At 64.0% G+C, this 18,868-nt stretch carries 12 protein-coding genes; 4 read left to right on the top strand and 8 right to left on the bottom strand.

Annotated elements, in window-relative coordinates; translation table 11 throughout:
* Window positions 1-168: 168 nt before the first annotated feature.
* On the bottom strand, window positions 169-1,587 hold the full coding sequence (locus Mal64_RS16000) for a carboxypeptidase-like regulatory domain-containing protein (RefSeq protein ID WP_146402062.1): 1,419 nt from the start codon (window positions 1,585-1,587) through the stop codon (window positions 169-171).
* Window positions 1,588-1,947: 360 nt separating this feature from the next.
* Between Mal64_RS16000 and Mal64_RS15995 the strand changes: the two genes are divergently transcribed.
* The 4 genes from Mal64_RS15995 (at window position 1,948) to Mal64_RS15980 (ending at window position 6,845) form a co-directional block, all read left to right on the top strand.
* A complete protein-coding gene (locus tag Mal64_RS15995) occupies window positions 1,948-3,162 on the top strand; it encodes an argininosuccinate synthase (RefSeq protein ID WP_146402060.1) in 1,215 nt (404 codons plus the stop codon).
* Between the two features lie 41 nt (window positions 3,163-3,203).
* Window positions 3,204-3,572: a four helix bundle protein gene (locus Mal64_RS15990; protein WP_146402059.1), complete on the top strand. Its 369-nt coding sequence runs from the start codon at window positions 3,204-3,206 to the stop codon at window positions 3,570-3,572.
* A gap of 97 nt (window positions 3,573-3,669) precedes the next feature.
* A complete protein-coding gene (locus Mal64_RS15985; RefSeq protein WP_146402057.1) occupies window positions 3,670-5,313 on the top strand; it encodes an ABC transporter permease in 1,644 nt (547 codons plus the stop codon).
* Window positions 5,314-5,390: 77 nt separating this feature from the next.
* A complete protein-coding gene (locus Mal64_RS15980) occupies window positions 5,391-6,845 on the top strand; it encodes a nitrilase-related carbon-nitrogen hydrolase (protein WP_146402055.1) in 1,455 nt (484 codons plus the stop codon).
* Between the two features lie 414 nt (window positions 6,846-7,259).
* Here the strand turns inward: Mal64_RS15980 and Mal64_RS15975 are convergent, their stop codons facing one another.
* The 7 genes from Mal64_RS15975 to Mal64_RS15945 form a co-directional block, all read right to left on the bottom strand.
* On the bottom strand, window positions 7,260-8,150 hold the full coding sequence (locus Mal64_RS15975) for a hypothetical protein (protein ID WP_146402053.1): 891 nt from the start codon (window positions 8,148-8,150) through the stop codon (window positions 7,260-7,262).
* Between the two features lie 944 nt (window positions 8,151-9,094).
* Window positions 9,095-10,297 carry an efflux RND transporter periplasmic adaptor subunit gene (locus Mal64_RS15970; RefSeq protein ID WP_146402051.1) on the bottom strand — a complete coding sequence of 401 codons (1,203 nt, stop codon included), beginning with the start codon at window positions 10,295-10,297 and terminating at the stop codon, window positions 9,095-9,097.
* 141 nt (window positions 10,298-10,438) lie between these two features.
* Window positions 10,439-12,802 carry an ABC transporter permease gene (locus tag Mal64_RS15965; RefSeq protein ID WP_146402049.1) on the bottom strand — a complete coding sequence of 788 codons (2,364 nt, stop codon included), beginning with the start codon at window positions 12,800-12,802 and terminating at the stop codon, window positions 10,439-10,441.
* Between the two features lie 277 nt (window positions 12,803-13,079).
* Window positions 13,080-13,829 carry an ABC transporter ATP-binding protein gene (locus Mal64_RS15960; protein ID WP_146402047.1) on the bottom strand — a complete coding sequence of 250 codons (750 nt, stop codon included), beginning with the start codon at window positions 13,827-13,829 and terminating at the stop codon, window positions 13,080-13,082.
* 46 nt (window positions 13,830-13,875) lie between these two features.
* Window positions 13,876-15,204: a DUF1593 domain-containing protein gene (locus tag Mal64_RS15955; RefSeq protein WP_231993796.1), complete on the bottom strand. Its 1,329-nt coding sequence runs from the start codon at window positions 15,202-15,204 to the stop codon at window positions 13,876-13,878.
* A 73-nt stretch (window positions 15,205-15,277) separates the two neighbouring features.
* Window positions 15,278-16,279 (bottom strand): alpha/beta hydrolase, encoded by a 1,002-nt coding sequence (locus Mal64_RS15950; protein ID WP_146402043.1) that lies wholly within the window; start codon window positions 16,277-16,279, stop codon window positions 15,278-15,280.
* Window positions 16,280-16,496: 217 nt separating this feature from the next.
* Complete coding sequence (locus tag Mal64_RS15945; RefSeq protein WP_231993794.1) at window positions 16,497-18,563, bottom strand: catalase; 2,067 nt, start codon at window positions 18,561-18,563, stop codon at window positions 16,497-16,499.
* Window positions 18,564-18,868 lie beyond the last annotated feature (305 nt).

Here is an 18,868-nt window from a genome sequence, read left to right as displayed (position 1 = left end):
GTTGTCAGCCGCTCGTTGGGGCGTCAGTCGCGAGGAGTCATAGAAGAGACACCGCCGCGGAGGCGGATTTCTCGCCACGAGGCGGAGTTTATGAGAACGAATCCCCCTACCGCCGAATCGACCGGCTGCACGATTTTCTCGCCCGTCCTTCTCGCAGGAACGCCACTTTCACCGAGAAGGCGTTCTCGGCCACAAGCGAACCTCCCCCAGGTCGTAGGGCTCAGCGGACGGGGCGCCGGTTTCGGTGGGGATCGAGAACTGTCTGCCGCTGACCCTTTCCATCGGTCCGGCTTCGCTGTTTCGACGAACGGTAAACTGTCCCCACATCGGTGGGATCGCCTCGATCGTGAACGATCCGTTGGCCGCGACCGGAACGCGCGTGCCCTGATACGCCTTGCCCTGCGGCGAGTAGACGAACGCGCTGTAGGTCTCGAAACGCTGGTAGTCGCCAACGGGGCCGCTCACGCTCGGTGATTTGGGGGCGTAATCGAGATAAACACCCTCGTAGTCCTCCAGCCCGACGAGTCTGCCGGTCACCGGCCGCGGCCGCGCCATGACAAAACGGGTCGGCTCGCCGGGCGTGACGGTAAAGTGCTCCTGCGGGTAAAGGCCAGGAGCCATGGCGTGGACACGGCTAGGAGGGACGTGCTCGACGCGAAAACGTCCCCCCGCATCGGTTACCGGACGGGCGCCCATCCGCACAACGTCGAGCCAAGGCGAGGCCGTGAGCCCGATGGCGACGCCCGAGCGTTCCGCCTGCCAGGCCAATTCGCCATCGATCGCGCCCCACGACGCCAGTCGGATCAGCCCCTCGTCTTCGAACTGTTTGAAGTCTTCCAGCCAGACCGCGGCGAAGCCCTCCGGGTGGGCCGCCACGATCATCGCCGGCGACGCCTCGTCCCGCAGTTGAAAGTGGCCCCGAGTGTCGGCGGTCGTCATCTCGGCCCGTTCCCACAGGTCGCGGCGAGACGGAGTGGCCGGCAGCGGTTGGCGGAACAGCCTCCCCTGGTTGATCCCGATAGGCCGCGCCTGGATCGCCATGCCAACCTGGGCGCCCGCGGCGGGGGCGCCCCCTGGCGTGACGACCCGGGCCACGACGCCCCGATCGGGCGTCAGTCGGAAGGTCATCCGCGCCGGCTCGCCGGGAGTGACGACGAGGGCGTCCTCCGGGTAGCGAGGCTTGCCGCTGCAGGCGATCGTCCGCGAGACGAACGGCCGGTAGCCAGGCGCCTCGACGCGGATCGCCTGCACGTTGTAACCACGCTGGAAGCGGCCACGCCGATCACGGCCGGGCCATGCGAGATGGCCGTCGGCGGCGTCGTTGAGCGTGTGCGCTTGCCATCGCCAAGCGCCGAGGTCGTCACGCCCCGTCCCGGCCAGATAGCTAAAACGCTCGATCGGCCGACCCGTCTCGCCGTCGATGACGTTTGCCTCGATCAACGCGTAGGGAGACGCCGCCCCCGTGTCGACCTCAGCCCTCGCCCCGCTGAAACATGCCAGTTGGATGAGCAACGCGATCGCCGGCGGCGTGACCAAGCGAGCGGCGGGCACGAGGGGCGTTGCGAGGAGGCAAGGGAGCGGTCGCATGCGGGTTCTCCTGATTGGTCTTAGTCGCCCAGCAGTTTCATACAGATCTCCGCGGATCAATAGAGCAATCTTTCCGTCCAGTCACTCGCCGCAGAGCTCTCTCGGGGGGCGCCGTCCCCCTGGCCCGAGGCGTCCAAAACCGAGCCGAACGACAGCAGGCAGACCAGAGCAGCGTGGCAGCGCATTGCGAAAATCCTTGCCTTTGAGGATTTGAGGATTTGAGGAGCCGTCGGCCCACACGCGGGCCTATGGGGAGGTTCACGCCAGCGCTTGCCATGGCTCGGCACGGCGGCGAGAATCGCAGGTCCTCAGACTAACCCTGTTTCAGGCTCCCACCAACTAATTTTTGCGGTCTCCCCCATGCCCAGCTGCGTTCTCGCCTACTCCGGCGGCCTCGACACTTCCGTGATCCTCGGTTGGCTCCAAGACGAGGGCTACGACTGCCACTGCGTCTATGTCGACGTCGGCCAGCCGTGCGAAGACCGCGAGGCGATCCTGCAGAAGGCCCACGACTGCGGCTCGAAGAGCGCCCGCATCGTCGACGTGCGCGAGGAGATGTGCCGCGACTTCGCCTTTCCCACACTGCAGTGGCAGGCGAAGTACGAAGGGATCTACCTCCTAGGCACCTCGATCGCCCGGCCGATCATCTCCAAGGCGTGCCTCGAGGTGGCCCGCGAGGTCGGCGCCGAGGCGTTCGCGCACGGCGCCACGGGCAAGGGGAACGACCAGTGCCGCTTCCAGCTTGCGGCCGAGGCGCTCGACCCGAATGTGAAGATCATCGCGCCGTGGCGGATGGAGTCGTTCCGCAACAGCTTCCCCGGTCGCACCGAGCTGATCGAGTACTGCGATATCAAGAAGATCCCGGTCAAGGCGTCGGCCGCCAAGCCGTACAGCTCCGACGAGAACTGCCTGCACATCAGCTACGAGGCGGGCGAGCTCGAAGAGGTCGACAACAACGGCGTGGGGATGGTCGACTTTGGCATGGGCGTTTCGCCCCAAGACGCGCCCGACGCGACCGAGGAAGTCACGATCGGTTTCGAGAGCGGCATGCCGGTCAGCGTGAACGGCAAGAAGCTCGGCGCGCTCGACGTGATCGAGACGCTCAACACGATCGCCGGCCGCAACGGTGTGGGGCGGATCGACATCGTCGAGAACCGCTTCGTCGGCATGAAGAGCCGCGGCGTGTACGAGGCCCCCGGCATGACGGCCCTCTACCACGCCCACCTGCACCTCGAGCAGCTCACGCTCGACCGCGATCTGGTGCACCTGCGCGACCAGCTCTCGCCCGTCGTGGCCGAAATGGTCTACTACGGCTTCTGGTACACGCCGAAGATGGACGCCCTGCTCGCTTTTATCAAAGAAGCCCAGAAGCCGGTCACCGGCGAGGTAAAACTCGGCCTCTACAAGGGCAACCTCGAGATCCACGGCCGCACCGCTGAGAAGAGCCTGTACGACGCCGAGGTGGCGAGCATGGAAGGCGGCGGCAGCTACGACCAAACCGACGCCGAGGGCTTCTTGCGCCTCATGGGCCTGCCGAGCCGCGTGCAAGGCACCGTGCGGCCGCGCTCGTATTGAGGGGCTAGGAGTTAGGGGGTAGAGGCTAGGGGAAAGAAGGTATGGCTGATGTTGAAAGTTACCGTGACCTCAAGGTGTGGAAGCTTGGGTTTCGAATTTCGCTAAGTGTTTACGATTTGACGGCTGAGTATCCTAAGACGGAGCAGTTTGGCCTGACCAGCCAAATGCGTCGATGTGCGGTTTCGCTTCCATCGAATATCGCTGAAGGCCATGCTCGGGAGTCGACACGTGATTTCTTGCGGCACCTTTCCATTGCTAGCGGGTCACTTGCGGAACTGGAAACTCAGTTATTGATTTCAAGAGAACTCAGGTACGTCTCTGCAGACCAGCTTGCTGAGATTATGGAGCAATGCGAAAAAGAGAGCCGGATGCTTGGAGGCTTAAGACGCTCCCTGCAAAAGCGGCTCTAAGAGCTGCTTTCTAGCCCCTAGCCCCTAGCCCCTAGCCCCTAGCCCCTAGCCCCTAGCCCCTAGCCCCTAGCCCCTAGCCCCTAGCCCCTAGCCCCTCGTGTACCTCACTCAAAACCCCGTTCTGCAGCACGAGCTGCTCTCGAACCTCCGCCGACCGCGGGCGTTTTGGCTGCTGGCGGCTTACGTGGGATTGCTCGGGGCCTTCGTCTTGCTCGCCTGGCCGCAGAGTCAGGTGCTCGATATGGCGCAGCCCGAGGAAGCCAAGCGGCTCGTCGGGCTTTTCTTTTTGGGGCAGTACCTGCTCGCGTCCCTCATGGCGCCGAGCTTTGCCGCCGGGGCGATCACTGGTGAGAAGGAACGCGACAGCTTCGAGATGCTGATCGCCAGCCCGCTCAAGCCTGGCGCCATCGTGCTCGGCAAGCTGTTCGCCGCCCTTGCGCACCTCGGCGTGCTGATGGTCTGCTCGCTGCCGATTGTGATGCTCTGCCTGCCGCTGGGCGGCGTGTCGCCCTACGAAGTGGGGGCGGCCTACGTGGGGATGATCGCCTCGGTCGGGTTGTTTGGCGTTATCAGCCTGTGGGCGAGCAGCTACTTCGGCCGCACCAGCTCGTCGCTCGTCGTGTCGTACCTGATGATCCTGCCGCTGGCGATGGGCGCCGTGCTCTTGTGGAATCTGCTCGGCCAGAACAGCGACCTGCGGTTGCTGTCGGCTACGGTGCTAGCGCCGATCTTCTGCCTCGGCGTCTCTGCCGTGCTGTGGCGCGACGCCTGCCGCAAGCTGCTCGAGCCGGGCGACCTGGGCTCCGGCGGCCGCGACGCGATCGACCTCGAGACCGAGGCTTCCGAGGCCGTGGGCCTGTACATCGACCGGGAGAGCTTCCCCGATCGGCTGTTCGCGCCGCCCAAGCGGAACGACTTTCTCGAGGAGGGCGCCAACCCGATCTACGACAAGGAGATGCGCTCCGAGATCTTCAGCCAAGGCACGCTGATGCTGCGGCTGGTGATCCAGATCTCGATGGTGCTAGCCATCCCGCTGATGGCGGTCTGCTTGTTCGTCGCCCCGCAGTGGGCGCCGTGGTACGTGGCCTACGTGCTGCTGTTCAACATGCTCGTGGGCCCCGTCTTCTCGGCCGGCAGCGTGTCGAGCGAGCGCGAGCGGCAGACGCTCGACCTGCTGCTGGTGACCCTCATCACGCCGTGGCAGATGCTCTGGGGCAAACTGCTCAGCGGCCTGCGGGTGTCGACTGTGCTCACGGGGTTCCTGATGTGGCCGGTCGCCTTGGCCTGCCTGATGCCGGTGCCGTACTGGCAGTCGCCGATGAACATCCTCACGCTGCTCGGCTACTTTCTGATCGTGCTGCTCGCTTGCCTGACGACGAGCTTGACTTCGCTCGTCTGCTCGGCCTTGTTCCGCAAGACCACGACGAGCCTAATCACGAGCTACGCACTGATCGGCGTGATGTTCCTGGCGCCTGCCGCGGCGCGGTTCTTCGCCGACACGTTCTACAGCCCAGCGGCGGCCGAGCGGGTGGCGGTGCTCGGCGTCGCGAGCCCCTTCTCGGCGTCGGCCGCGCTGCCGCTGGTGATCAAACGCGACGACGGCGGCCTGGTGAGCCAGGGCCAAGCCATCGGCGAGCCGATGACGTTCTTCGTCCACCTCGGCTGGGCGCTCGCCTACAACCTAGTGCTGCTGGGCGTCATCGTCTGGCTCTTCCGGTCGCGCTGGCGCGTGTCGGAGTAGTCGAGATCCCCTCCCCGCGTGGGAGAGGGAGATAATCGCTGGCCCCACCGAACAGAGCGGGCGGGTACGGCAAACCCATGAACCGAATCCAAGCCTTGTTCCGCCGGTCGCACCTGTGGCTCGCCCTCGGGTTGACGATGTTCGTGCTCTCGCACGGCAGCGTGACGGTCCCGATATGCTCCTGGTTCGCATTCGTATTTCTGATCCGCTACCACAGGACCAGCGCACGCCCGTGGCTCTCGATCTTAACGATCTGGATCGGGATGTCGGCCTGCTACGAGATCGTTTTCAGCGGGTTGGGCGTGCCGCTCAGCGGCGGCCTGTTTCACACCGTTTGTCTGCTGATGGCGGCCGTGGGCGCCCTCCCCTTCTTGGTCGACGGGTGCTTCTACCGAAAGCTCCGGGGGGCCGCGGCCACGCTCGTCTGGCCGTTGACGATGGTCACGATCAGCTTCTTCACGCTGGCGTATGTCCCCAGCCTCGCCGACGCGCAGGTCGAATACCCGCCGCTCATCCAGATCGTCTCCATCACCGGCGCCGGGGGGCTCGTCTTCCTGATCTACTGGTTCGCGGCGGTGCTCAACCAGATCTGGGAGTCGGGCGGCGATTGGCAATGCGTGAAGAAGGAAGGCTCCCTTTTACTCGGCGCCTTGATGCTGGTACTGGCTTACGGCGAAACCCGGCTCGCCTTGGCCAGCAGCCAGGAAGAGACCCTTCCCGTAGCCATGATCAGTGAAAAGGCCAACAGCTATCGGGACCTAAGGACATACCAACTCGAAGACCTCGAAGGCCTGTTCCGCCTCAGCCAAGAGGCGGCGGACGAGGGCGCCCGCGTGATCGCGTGGGCCGAGGGCAGCGCCGAGACGCCGCGAGGCAAGGAAGAAGAGCTGATCGAACGCGGCAAAGAATTCGCGAAGAGCAACGAGGTCTATCTGTTCATGTCTGTTATCAGCCACCCGGCTTCGGGGCTGAGCGAAAACAAGACCGTGGGGATCTCACCGGACGGCCAGATCGTGGTCGACTACCTGAAAGCCAACCTGGTTCCTGGCCTCGAGACGCATTTGAAGAAGGGAGACGGGGTCGTCGCAGCCGCCAACATCGATGGCGTCCGCACCGGCCACGTGATCTGCTACGACATCGACTTCCCTGCTTACATTCGCCAGGCAGGCCGAAGCGGAGTCGATGTCCTGTTCGCCCCCTCCTCCGACTGGAGGGCGATCAGGCGCTTTCACGCCAGACCAGCAAGAATCCGGGCCGTGGAGAACGGCTGTTCCTTAGTGCGGCCAACGATCCAAGGCCTATCGATCGCGACCGACCCGTACGGTCGGGTCCTGGCTTGCCAGGACTATTTTTCCGACGGCCCGCGTCTCACGATTGTCGAGGTCCCCACGAGCGGAGTGCCCACGTTCTACGCAAGCCACGGCGACCTGTTCAGCCACGCCAGTATCGCCCTGCTGGCAATACTGGCAGGAGTTGCGTGCCTTCGTGGTTCCATAACTAGGGAACCGACTCAAACCTTGGCCCAAAGATAGTTTGGCGGCGGGTGGCACTGTCGAGGTTGGGTATACCTTGTGTGCCACTGGCTACGCCAGTGAGAATCGCGGCCTAGACCTGTCATAATTCAGGCACTGGCACAGCCAGTGGCACACAGGTACGACAGTGCCACCCGCCGCGTGTCGGAGTAGTAAAGATCCCCTCCATAACCCTTCGCATCGTCAAGTGTTGACGATCTGTCCGAAGGTAGACTTTACGAGCATTCCGAACGTGAGGCGAACCGGCCAGCCTCTTGTTGCTGCGCAACCCCGACAACCACTCGATCGGGCCGACACCGATGGCTCTAGCTTTACGCTCGTGGCTGTCGGGGCCACCCGCGTTTTGGGACATAGCCTAGAACTACTTCCTCAACTCGGGGTATGCGTCCACGGCAATGAGATACCCAGCTCTAGTCACTCTAGTTCCGCTGCTGAAGGAAGGCCTTTGCTGCCACCCATCAACACCCCGTCCTTTATTTCAAAGGAATGGGTATCTAAATCTTTATTGATAACACTAGCTACCTTCGCCATTAGATCCCCGGGCTTGGCCATGCCGCCTTTTCTGATAATATCTATAATATTCTGCACATCGCTTTTCAGTTCTTCATTAGCCTCCGCTTTCATTCTTTCTGCTATTTCTGCAAGAACATACTCATAGCCAGCCACTTCTACAATGGTTTTGTATTTTTTCACTGCCATACTCGCAGCATCTTCGACACTGAGGTACTTAGCGCATGTGGCGTATTCCCCTTCAGCCACAAGAGTATTTTGTACCATTGGATATACAGCACGCGCTGTACTCTCATGCCGTGCGTCCAAGTCACGGAATGTCTTCAGGGTGTTACTTTCCAGCCCTATCGCTCTATTTAAATGCAACAGGTCTCTGAATGCATCTTCAGCATCATCGGGCTCAAGCGAACCTTTCAGTAGCTTGTCCGATAGACTGCCCCGCAGTTCCGAGATGCTCTCTTTAGCCGGCGGGTACACGGAAGCCAGCTTTACCCACAAAGCTAATGCCGGCCCTAATCGGGTGTAATCAGCATCGCTACCATAGCGTTGCCCGTTGATAAACATCCACGTGCATTTGCTGTTGGCCCTGCTGTACTCACCTTCGCGGAAATTACTCATAGCCGCATCGTACAAACGCGAAAGCCCGTCTTCCGTAGCTTCAGGGCTACCGGAGTCATCGCAATATGCATTATATGCACCGATTGACAGCATATACGCCACTACCACAGCGCGTAAGATGGCGCCTGTTTGCATTTCTGCTCCTTTGCTTAACGCTAGTTTTGCGATGCCAGGCATGCCGTTAGGGCCTTTCGTGCTTTCAAGCACGCATCTTCAAATGGGTTACTTAAGGGGTTGCTTAAGGGGTTATGTTTCCAATTCTTATTAACTGGTGGAACACCTCGCACCTTCACTCCTCTGCATAGCAAGTAATCCGCCGCTTCCCAGGCTACGTAGGGCCGGCAGGCTACATATGAATCTAGCATCTCCTGCTCGCAGCCCCTTGGCTCTACGGCGGGTGGCACTGTCGAAGTAGGGTATACCTTGTTTGCCACTGGCTACGCCAGTGAGAATCGCTGGTGCGGTCCACTCCCGGCTCATGCACTGGCGTAGCCAGTGGCACACAAGCCTCCTACTTATCACGCCCTGCAGGGCTTTGTCGGTTGCTGGCTGCTTGATCCCAGGGCGTTGCCCTGGGCTGAGCTATTGCCGACCTTCAGGCCTGCTGGGAACTAGCGACGACCCCCCCGTTCCTTAGCGTCTTTACGTCTTCGCGTGAGACCTCTCCCGACGTCCTTCGTTCCGTCGTTCCGTCGTGGTTCCCCTTCCACCAAACCGACTCAAACCTTGGCCCAAGAATAGTTTTGCGCGACTTACGTCGATTCGGCGGCGCCCGTTTCTCGGCGCAAGTCGGGACCAGGCCCCAAGCTACAACAAAATCGCGTTGGCCTAAAAATGACTTCCGCGCGTTTGGCCCAAAAGCGATTGTCGAAATTTGGTGAAACAGCCGCTACAAAGATAATTGGGCGCCGCAGGGGTATGATTGCCGGGCGCGGCTTGCGTTCTTCGCGACAACGGCCTCATTCGAAGCCGCCCCGCTGCGTTTTTCGGGCGCGTTTCTTGGCGTCGCGCGCGAAAAACTGTTCTGGCGCGCCCGCGCCGCGCGCTTTCCAACTATTTTTGGCCATGCAGAAGCCGAGTACCGGGCGCCCCCTCCCCCTGAAGGTGGAGGGGGATTTCTGTTAGCGCTCGCGGATCGCCACGCCGTCCTCGACCTGATCGCTCGGGTGGACGACGACCGACTCGCCCTCCGACAACCCGGCGGTAACCTCCGCCTCCAGGCTGTTGTGCCGGCCGACCTCGACCGTGCGCTGCTCGGCGACGCCCTCGGCGTCGACGAACACGGCGAGCCCTTCGCCGGTGCGGAAGAGCGCGCTGGCGGGGATCACTAGCGCGTCTTCCACTTCGTCGATGACGATGCGGGCCTCGACTCGAAAACCGTCGCCTAACGCCTTGCGCTCGGCGGGCGGGGCGTCGAGGTCGACGATCACGTAGACCCGCTGCTCCTCGACGCCGAGTGTGGAGATCTTGGTGAAGCCGGCCGGCTCGACCAGCCGCACCCGGCCGATGAGCGGCGCGTCGCCCCCCCAGTGCTCCAGCAGCACGCGGTCGCCGGGCGAGACCTTTACGGCGTCGCTCGAGAGCACGTCGATCTCGACCTCCAGGTCCGTAGGGTCCCCCAGCTCCAGCAGCGAGGCGCCGGCGCCGACCACCGCCGCGCTCTCCTGGAACACCCGCAGCACGCGGCCGTCCACGGGCGAGCGGATCGTGAAGGTCCAGTCCTCGGCCTCCGTTCCGGCCGAGTCGGGTCGTGAGTGGAGCAGCGCGGCGCGGGCCTGCTCGAGTTCGAACGCGGCGATCTCGCCGGCGTAGCGGGCCGAGCGGAGCTGCTCGCTCGCGCGTTGGAAGCGCGCCTGCACGTCGAGCTCCGCCTCCTCGGTGGCGCCCCCCTTCTCGCGCACGCGGCGGATGCGCGCGAGGTCGGCCTCGGCGTCGGCCTGGTCGATCTCGGCCTGGCGGACCATCGGTTCCGACTGATTGAGCGCCGCCTCGGCGCCGCGTACGCGGGCCTCGGCCTGGGCGATCGATCGCGAGTCGAGCAGCTCGGGGTCGCGCGGCTCGATGGTGGCCAGCACCGTCTGGTCGTGTACGACCGTGTCGCCCGGGTCGAGATCGATCCGCAGCAGCCGCCCGGCCAAGGGCGCCGAGACGACGTACTTCTCACGGATGCGCGTCTTGCCGTCCTCGTCGACGGTGACACGCAATCCGCGGCGTTCGACCACGGCCAGATCGACCTCGTGCGCCGAGGGGCGGAACGAGTAAGCGATGCCGGCCAGCAACGCGACGCCCACCAGGGCGAGGAAGATGGAGAGCCAGTTTTTCACGAAATCGGATTGGGGATTGCGGAATGCGGGATGAAGGCAAGCATGAACAAACCAAATGGCTGGTGGAAAGTGATTTTGAGTCGTGTCGTGGAGTTTCGTTGCTCGCAATCCGCAATCCGATTTTCGCAATCCGCATTCGATTCACTCGCGCGACTTGAGAACCGCGATCAGATCCAAGTGGTCGAGCCGGTTGCGGACCAACAACGCCGAGGCGATCGACGCGGCGAGCACCACACTCGCGGCCAAGCCGTAGGTCGAGTTCTCCACCGTCATCGGGAACCGGAACACCTCCTGCTGCAGAAACCACAGCAGGAAAGCCGCCATGCCGTAGCCCATCACGAGGCCGAGCGGCAGGGCGAGCAGGGTGAGGATGCCGAGCTCGCCCAACAGGATGGCCGAGATCTCTTGGCGGGTAAAGCCGATCACGCGCAGCGTGGCGAGCTCGCGGCTGCGCTCCGACAGCGCGATGCGGGCGCCGTTGTAGACCACGCCGGTCGCGATGATGATCGAGAACATCAGGTTGATCGCCCGCATGGTGAGCATGTTCTTGGCGATCGTGCCGCGGAAGCTCTCCAGGGCGTTGCGTTTGATCGACACGCCCGCCACCGCCGGGATGTCTTTGAGGTCTTGGTAAATGGCGTCGCTCGCCGCGGGGTCGATCGCCACGAGGGCGCCATTGGCCCGCGGGCCGTCGCCCAACAGCCGGTTGAGCTCATTGAACTCGGCGTAGGCGTTCAGGCCCGAAGCGTCGTTGACGGTGGCGACAATCGGCATCGACAGCCGGCGCCGCTCGCCCTCGAGCGCCTCGACCTCGATAAAATCGCCGACGCCGACCCCCAGGATCTGCGCCAGCATGCTCGATACGACCAGACCGCCCGGCGGCACGCGGGTCACCTCGCCTTGCGAGCCGACGATCTGTCGCAGTTCGCCGCCGCGCTCCAGACCCATCAGCGAGACGCGTCGCGAGCGGCTGCCGGCGTGGAATCGGGTGGGCGCCGTGCGGAAAGGCTCTACGAGTCGCACGCCCGGCACGCTCGCCAGGGCGTAGCGCAGATCGACCGACAGCGGCTCGAAGGTGGTGACCATCAGGTCGTAACGCTGCTCCTGGAAGAACTGCAAGTCGAGCATGTGGTCGATGCTGTCCTGCATGCAGTTGGCCACCACGACGATCGCCACCGACAACGCGATGGCGAAGATCGAGAACCCGCTCTTGATCGGTTTGCGTTCCAGTTCGCGAATGACCATGCGGGCGACGTTCGGCAGCCAGGCGCCGAGGCCGAGCCGCTCGACGATGGTCGCCTTGAACGAGGCGGGGGGCTCGGGCCTCATCGCCTCGGCCGGCGGCAGCCGCACGGCGCGCATCACGGCGCCAAAAGCGCCGAGTGTGGCTGCCATTAGCGCTACACCCGCCGCCAGCGCCACCACGTCCCACCGCACGCGCAGCAGCAGCTCGGGGTATTGGTACACCTCGGCGATCATGCGGGTGAACATCCGCGAGAGGAAAACGCCCCCCACGACGCCGATCGCCGAGCCGGCGAGCGTCACCAGCAGCACGAACTTCAGATAGTGCCAGCCGACGTCCCGATTTGTGTAGCCGAACGCCTTGAGCGCGGCGATCTGCTCGCGCTGCAGGCTCAAGAGCCGGGTGAGCACCACGTTCAGCAGGAACGCGGCGACGCCTAGAAAGATCGCCGGCGCCACGAGTCCCATCGTCTTGAGCCCCTCGATGTCGCCCTCCGTGAGCAGGTGCGAGAGCTGGTCGCGTCGGGCGTAGGCGCCCCGGCCGCCGTACGGCTCGAGCAGCCGGTCGAGGCGGAAGATCACCTCCTCTTCGCTGGCGCCGCGCATCAGCTCGACGCTCACATCGTTGAAGGCGCCCTCCATGTCGAACGCGCGCGAGAGCGCCTCCTCGTTCATCCACAGCACGGCGTAGTGCTTGGCGTCCGGCACCAGGTCGCCCGGCTTGACCTGCATGACGTACTCGGGCGAGAGCACCACGCCGGCGAGCCGGAGGTCTTTCTTGCGGCCGTTGATCACGGCGGTGAGCGCGTCGCCGATGACGAGGTGGTTGGCCTCGACGAACTTCTCGCTCGCGAGCACCTCGTCGTCGCGGCCCGCCTCCAGGCGGCGTCCCTCGCGCAGGTAGAGCCGGTTGAGCAGCGGCTCGCGGCCGTCGGGCACGCTCACCAGCTGCGCGGTGGCGGGCTCGACGAGCCCCGGCACGTCGAGGTTCACCCCCTGCACGATGCGGGTCTCGACCTGGGCGACGCCCGGAATCTCCCCCAGCCGGTCGCGCAACGAATTGGGCGCCCGCTTGGCGCCGGCGAACACGTCGGCAAACCGATAGCGGTCGTAGAACGCGCTGCGCGTCGACTCGAGCGAGCGGAGCATCGACTGCGAGTTGACGAACGTCGCCACGCCGGCGGCGACCACCAACGCAATCGCCACCGTTTGGCCCTTCATCAGGCCGATGTCGCGGACGAGTTTGCGGTCGAGGGCGAGCACGAAGTAAGTGGATTACGGAGTGACTTGGGCACCCTCCCCCTTGTGGGGAGGGTTAGGGAGGGGCAAAGCCCTGGGTACTCGGGAAACCTTTGACGAAGGATACTAGTGCGAATCGCACAGATGCGTAGCGTGTGTGGCGGTATGATTCGGCGTCGACAAGGCGAAAACGACGCTACGGCTACCAGCAGTGCGCTCTAGGCGTTCTCTGACTTCGGTTGCACTTGTGCCCAGGGCTGCCCCCCTCCCCGGTCCTCCCCACCAGGGGAGGGAGTTAGCTTCACCACACCAACTCCGAAGCCACTTTCTTCGTCTCGTTGCGATCGATGCTCGCGATCCGCCCGTCGGAGATGTGCACCACGCGGTCGGCCATGTCGGCGATCGAAGCGTTGTGCGTGATCACCGCGGTGGTGGCGCCCAACTCTGCGTTGATCCGCTGGATCGCGTCGAGCACCAGCACGCCGGTGTGGACGTCGAGCGCGCCGGTGGGCTCATCGCACAGCAGCACGTCGGGCCGTTTGGCCACGGCCCGGGCGATGGCGACCCGCTGCTGCTCGCCGCCCGACATCTGGGCTGGGAAGTGGTCTATGCGGTCCTCGAGGTCGACCAAGGCGAGCGCCTCGGCCGGGTCCATCGGGTTCTTGGCGATGTCCGTGATCAGCGCCACGTTCTCCCGGGCCGTCAGGCTCGGGATCAGGTTGTAGAACTGGAACACGAAGCCGACCGCGCGGCGGCGGTAGCGGGTGAGCGCCGCGTCGTCGAAGTCGGTGAGCGTTTCCCCGCGGTAGCGGATCTGGCCCTCGGTCGGCGTGTCGAGGCCCCCCAGGATGTTGAGCAGCGTGCTCTTGCCGCTGCCCGAGGGCCCCAGCAGCACGATGAACTCGCCCGAGGCGAGCTCCAGATCGACGCCGCGCAGCGCGTGCACGTCGACCTCGCCCATGTGGTACGTCTTCGTCACGCCGTGGGCGGAGAAAACGGACTGGCGATCGGCGGCGGCCTGGCTGTCGACGGGAGGGGATTCGGCGGGCATCCACTTAGTCTATCGCCCCGCCGTCGGTTGACGACCCACGCGCGGGTCAATCGACGTTGACGATGACCCGGCGGTAGGCGAACAGGCTCGGCGTTCCGTCGTCGGAGAGCTCGAGGATGAAGTGCAGCGACTTGCCGCTGGCGTCGTCGGGCAGCGTGACGGAAGCGGACGACGAATCACCGTCTTGGACTTGCAGCTCGCCTTCGTAGGAGCTCGGCTCGGAGTAGTACGACCAGCGGTGCGAGAGCGTGTCGCCATCGGGGTCGCTCGAGCCGTCCGCGCTGAGGTTCACGGTCGAGCCAGCTTGGGCCGAGATCTCGAGCACTTTCCGCGTCGCGTCGCCGCTGACGACGGCCACGGGATGGTGGTTGGCGTCGGAGTACGCGGGCGTGACGCTCCAGTCCATGCGGGCCGCGAAGTCGTTGTTGTAGCCTTCGTTCCAACGCTTGATGGCGCTGGCGCCATCCGGGGTGTTGCCGTGCATCAGGTAAGGGTCGAACTCTGGCTCGTTCTTGACCGGCCGCATGCTGCGGATGCCGGCCTTCTTGGTCAGGCCGAAGCGACCGCCCCAGCCACCCTGGTCGATCTTGTCGGGGTCGTTCAGGCCGTTGGGGTAAACGTGCATGAAGGCGGGCGTGTCGCCCTCGGTGGCCCACTTGCGGTCGGGGTAAACAGCGCCCAGCGGGCCGTGGTTCTGGATGTGCTCGTCGAGGTACTCGTCCGAGGGCTGCCAGCCGTAAACCTTCGTCGCCCGGATGTAGAGCAGCTCGGGGAAGTTCTTCGCGATCCAGGCGCCGGCGTCGTCCTGGCCCAAGATGTCGAACACCCGCAGCTTGCCGAGGAACTCGGCCAGCTCGGATTCGGAGCGTGTTTCACGCACCTTCCAGATCGCCTGGGCGACATTGTTGGCGCCTCCCCAGCACATGACCCAAACCGGACGCGGGTCGTCCTTATCGACCGAGGCGATGATCAGCTCCGAGCCGGGGCTGTCCTTGCCGTCGCCGACGTCGCCCATGCCGTAGCCCTTCTGCCCCATGATCGAGATCGACCGCAGGTACTCGGGCGTGGGGAACCCCTCGGCGTGGACCTTGAGGTTGTCGTACGACTCGGCGTAGGCGTCGACGAGCTTGTCGAGCATCTTGGTGTCGTGCTGGTTCTTCTTCCAGCAACCGGTGGCGACAATCAACCCTTCGATGTCGAACTCGTTGGCGCAAACCAACTGACGCACCATCGACTGCTCATCGTCGGGGTCGGCCCCCAGGTCGGTGGTGTTAATGACCCGCGGCTTATAAGAATCGCCCGGCGTCTCCGCTTGGCAAATGTCGAGCGCAGAGAGGCTGAGTGCAGCTAGGATGCAGAAGAGTCGGTTCGTCATCATTGCTTTCTGATTAGTCTAGGGAGCCAATCGAGGGCGATTCGCCCAACAAGTCGGCTTCGGATTGGTTTAGCTATTCCATATGCGGTAGGTGATAAGACCGCTCCACCTCGTCCTCCGGGTCGGCCGAGCAGCCGTGGTCGCGCCACAGCCAGCGCAGCATGTCGGGCAGGATCGCCCCGCCGTGGGCCGAGCTGTGGCGGCCGATGCCGAACGTGTAGTTCAGGTCGTAGCCCTTCTCTTCCAGCGCCTCAACCATGCGGGTGTTCTGCAGGAACCAGTCCCAGCGGGGGTCGTACGCGCCGCGGCGCTGGCCGCGGTTGTCGTTGCGGCCGTCTTGGAGGTAGATGCGTAGGGGCTTGGGGTCGCTCTGGCGGATGATGTCGGGGTAGGCGTCGCCGCCGCGGATGTTCGTGAAGCTGCCGATCAGGCTGAGCACCTTGCGGAACTCGTCGGGCCGCTGCCAGGCGACGGTGAAGGCGGCGATCGCGCCCGAGCTGGCGCCGCCGATGCCGCGCCGATTGGGGTCGTTCGCGATGCGGTACTCGGCCTCGAGCGCGGGCAGCAACTCGTCGCAGACGACGCGGGCGTAGCGGTCGTCGAGCTCGTTGTACTCGGTCGCACGGTTGGTCGTGCGGTCGCCCCACTCGCTGGCGTCGGGTTCGGGTTGCTCGGGCGTGCGGCCGGGGTTGATGAAGACGGCGAGCATGACGGGCAGCTCGCGGCGGTGGATCAGGTTGTCGAGCACGTTCGGCGCCCGGATCTGCCCCTCGGGGTGCAGGAAGGCGTGGCCGTCCTGGAAGACCATCAGGCTGGCTTCTTCCTCGGCGCCCCCCGAGCGGTCGTATTGGGCGGGGACATAAACCCAGTAGGTGTGTTGTGTGCCAGGGTAGGCCTCCGAAGGCAGCACGTGCGGACCGTGGATCTTCCCCTTCGGCACACCTTCCTGCGGCAGCGAGTCGGGGCCGAGGCGATAAAAATCGTCGGGCCCTTGAGCATGGGCAGGGGCATGTGCTGAGGCTAAGGCCATCCCCGCCACCGCCATGGTCGCAACAAAAACCGCCCGGAACTTCATGGCCTGGATCTCGTGAGAACCGGTAGAGAAGAGAACGACAGCGTTGCGAGTATAGCGGACCCGGTCGCGCAATGCGAAGCGCCGCGGAGAGAACCCCGCGGCGCTTCGTTGTTTAAAGTGAGGACGCCAACAAAAATGTGCGGCGACCGGTTTTTACCGTGATGATTTTTAGTTATTCACCACGCATAAGATTCTATTTGGCTCATTTCTAAGTGGTTTAGGACATGGCCTCCTCGCGCTCCCAAACGCGGTGTTGAGCGGCGACGCCTTTAAGGTATTGGCCGATGTCGTCGGCGCCACGGAGGGTGAGCACCCCTTTGGCGCCAGGATCGACCTGGGCCTTGTCCAACAGCGGCGCCGCCTCCTTGGTGACGCCGATCACTTTGAGGTGGGCGTAGGCGTTGCGGACCCAATTGACCGCGTCGGGGTCGGCCATCAGGGCCTCGGCGCCTTCGGACGACGGGGCGACCAGCACACAGTCGAACAGTGCGCTTGGGGCGCCGGCGAGGAAATCATCCGGGGCGAGTTCTTTGCCGCGGCTGGTCTCGATCGGCCCCGCCTTGGGGGCGATCAGCGCGACCTCAGCGCCCTCCTGCTTCGCGCCTTCAACCAAGGCGTTGTATAGCTGCGAATCGACGCCTGTGGTGGTGAGCAGGCCGATCTTCTTGCCCTGCATGCCCCCCTCAAAGCCGGCGTACTGCGAGAGCGCGGGCGAGGGATCCGGGTCGAGCACCGGGGCGGCCGGCTCGAGCTTCTCCGCCTCGCCCTCCATGCCAAGCTTCTTGGCGACCGCGTCGTGCAGCTCCTCGTGCACCAGCTGTAGCCGGCCGAGCATCCGCTTGCGGACCTTCAACTCCTTGCACTTGCCGAGCTCAAAGGCGAAGCCGCCGGCGATGTGTCGCTTCTCGGGGTCGGTCATCGACTTGTAGAACTGACGGGCCTGCGAGTAGTGGTCGGCGAAGCTTTCGGGCCGCACGCGCAGCTTCTGGCCCGATTCCTCGGCGGGGTACGAGGTGAAACCCCGTTCGGGGTCTTCGCGAGGCGAGCCCTCGTCGAGCGAGTTAGGCTCGTTGGCCACGCGACCGGTGGGGACGTCCATCTGCATGTGGCCGTCGCGTTGGAAGTTCTGCATCGGACACTTTGGCTGGTTGATCGGGATCTGGTGGAAGTTGGGGCTCCCCAGTCGCGACAGCTGCGTATCGAGGTACGAGAACAGCCGCCCCTGCAGCAGCGGGTCGTTCGAGAAGTCGATGCCGGGCACCACATGGGACGGGCAAAAGGCGACTTGCTCGGTCTCGGCGAAGAAGTTGTCCACCGTGCGATCAAGCACCATGCGGCCGAGCCGACGCAGCGGGACGATCTCTTCCGGCACGATCTTGGTGGGATCGAGCACGTCGAAGTCGAATCCCTCGGCCTCTTCTTCGGTGAACTCTTGCACGCAGAAGTCCCATTCGGGGAAGTCGCCAGCCTGGATCGAGTTCCAGAGGTCGCGGCGGTGGAAATCGGGGTCGGCCCCGTTGATCGTTACCGCTTCGTCCCACACGAGCGAGAGGGCGCCGAGCTTCGGGCGCCAGTGGAACTTAACGAACTTCGCCTCTCCCTTGGCGTTGATCATTCGGAACGTGTGCACGCCGAACCCGTCCATCATGCGGAACGACCGCGGGATCGCCCGATCGGACATGATCCACATCAGCATGTGGGTGCTTTCGGGCGAGAGAGAGACAAAGTCCCAAAACGTGTCGTGCGCCGACTGGGCCTGAGGGAAATCGCGGTCGGGCGCCGGTTTGACGCTGTGGATCAGGTCCGGGAATTTGATTGCGTCCTGGATAAAGAACACCGGGATGTTATTGCCCACCAGGTCGTAGTTGCCCTCGCTGGTGTAGAACTTCACGGCGAAGCCGCGGACATCGCGCGCCGTGTCGAACGACCCCGCGCGACCCGCCACGGTCGAGAACCGCACGAACACCGGCGTGCGCTGCTTCGGGTCTTGCAGGAAAGCGGCCTTGGTGAGGTCGGCGGCCGACTCGTAAGGCTCGAAGTAGCCGTGGGCGCCGTAGCCGCGGGCGTGGACCACCCGCTCGGGGATCCGCTCGTGGTCGAAGTGCGTGATCTTCTCACGCATAACAAAGTCTTCGAGCGCTTGCGGGCCGCGGGGACCGACGGTCAGCGTGTTCTGATCGTCGCTGACGACCAGGCCTTGGTTGGTCGTTAACCGAGGGTCGTCTCCGCCGCTCACTTGATGAGGCTCCCCGCCCATGCCTTGCTTGGACTGATCGTTGGCCATGAGATTTTGATTTTGTTCGTGAGAGGATTGGGCGGCGGTCGCCATGAGCAACAAGCCGAATTGAATGGTTCCCACGTGCCCAAGCAAAGCGCGGGCCATTTGCTGAGTTCGGCTCAATAACGAAAGCTCCACCCCTTCCTCCCAACTCCACGGGTTCTGAAGCGGGGATTCAGTCACGCTGGTTTGCCTTGGAGCATGTCGTGCATGACGACCAGCAGTCGGTGTCTGCCCCGAGTGCTGGTCGCCGTGCTTCCTTGTTGATCCCCGTTCAATCATGGCGGCCGTTTCTGGCGCGCTGGTCGGCG

This window comes from Pseudobythopirellula maris, from assembly GCF_007859945.1.
Classification (GTDB): domain Bacteria; phylum Planctomycetota; class Planctomycetia; order Pirellulales; family Lacipirellulaceae; genus Pseudobythopirellula; species Pseudobythopirellula maris.
This window is presented reverse-complemented; position numbering and strand designations above follow the sequence as displayed.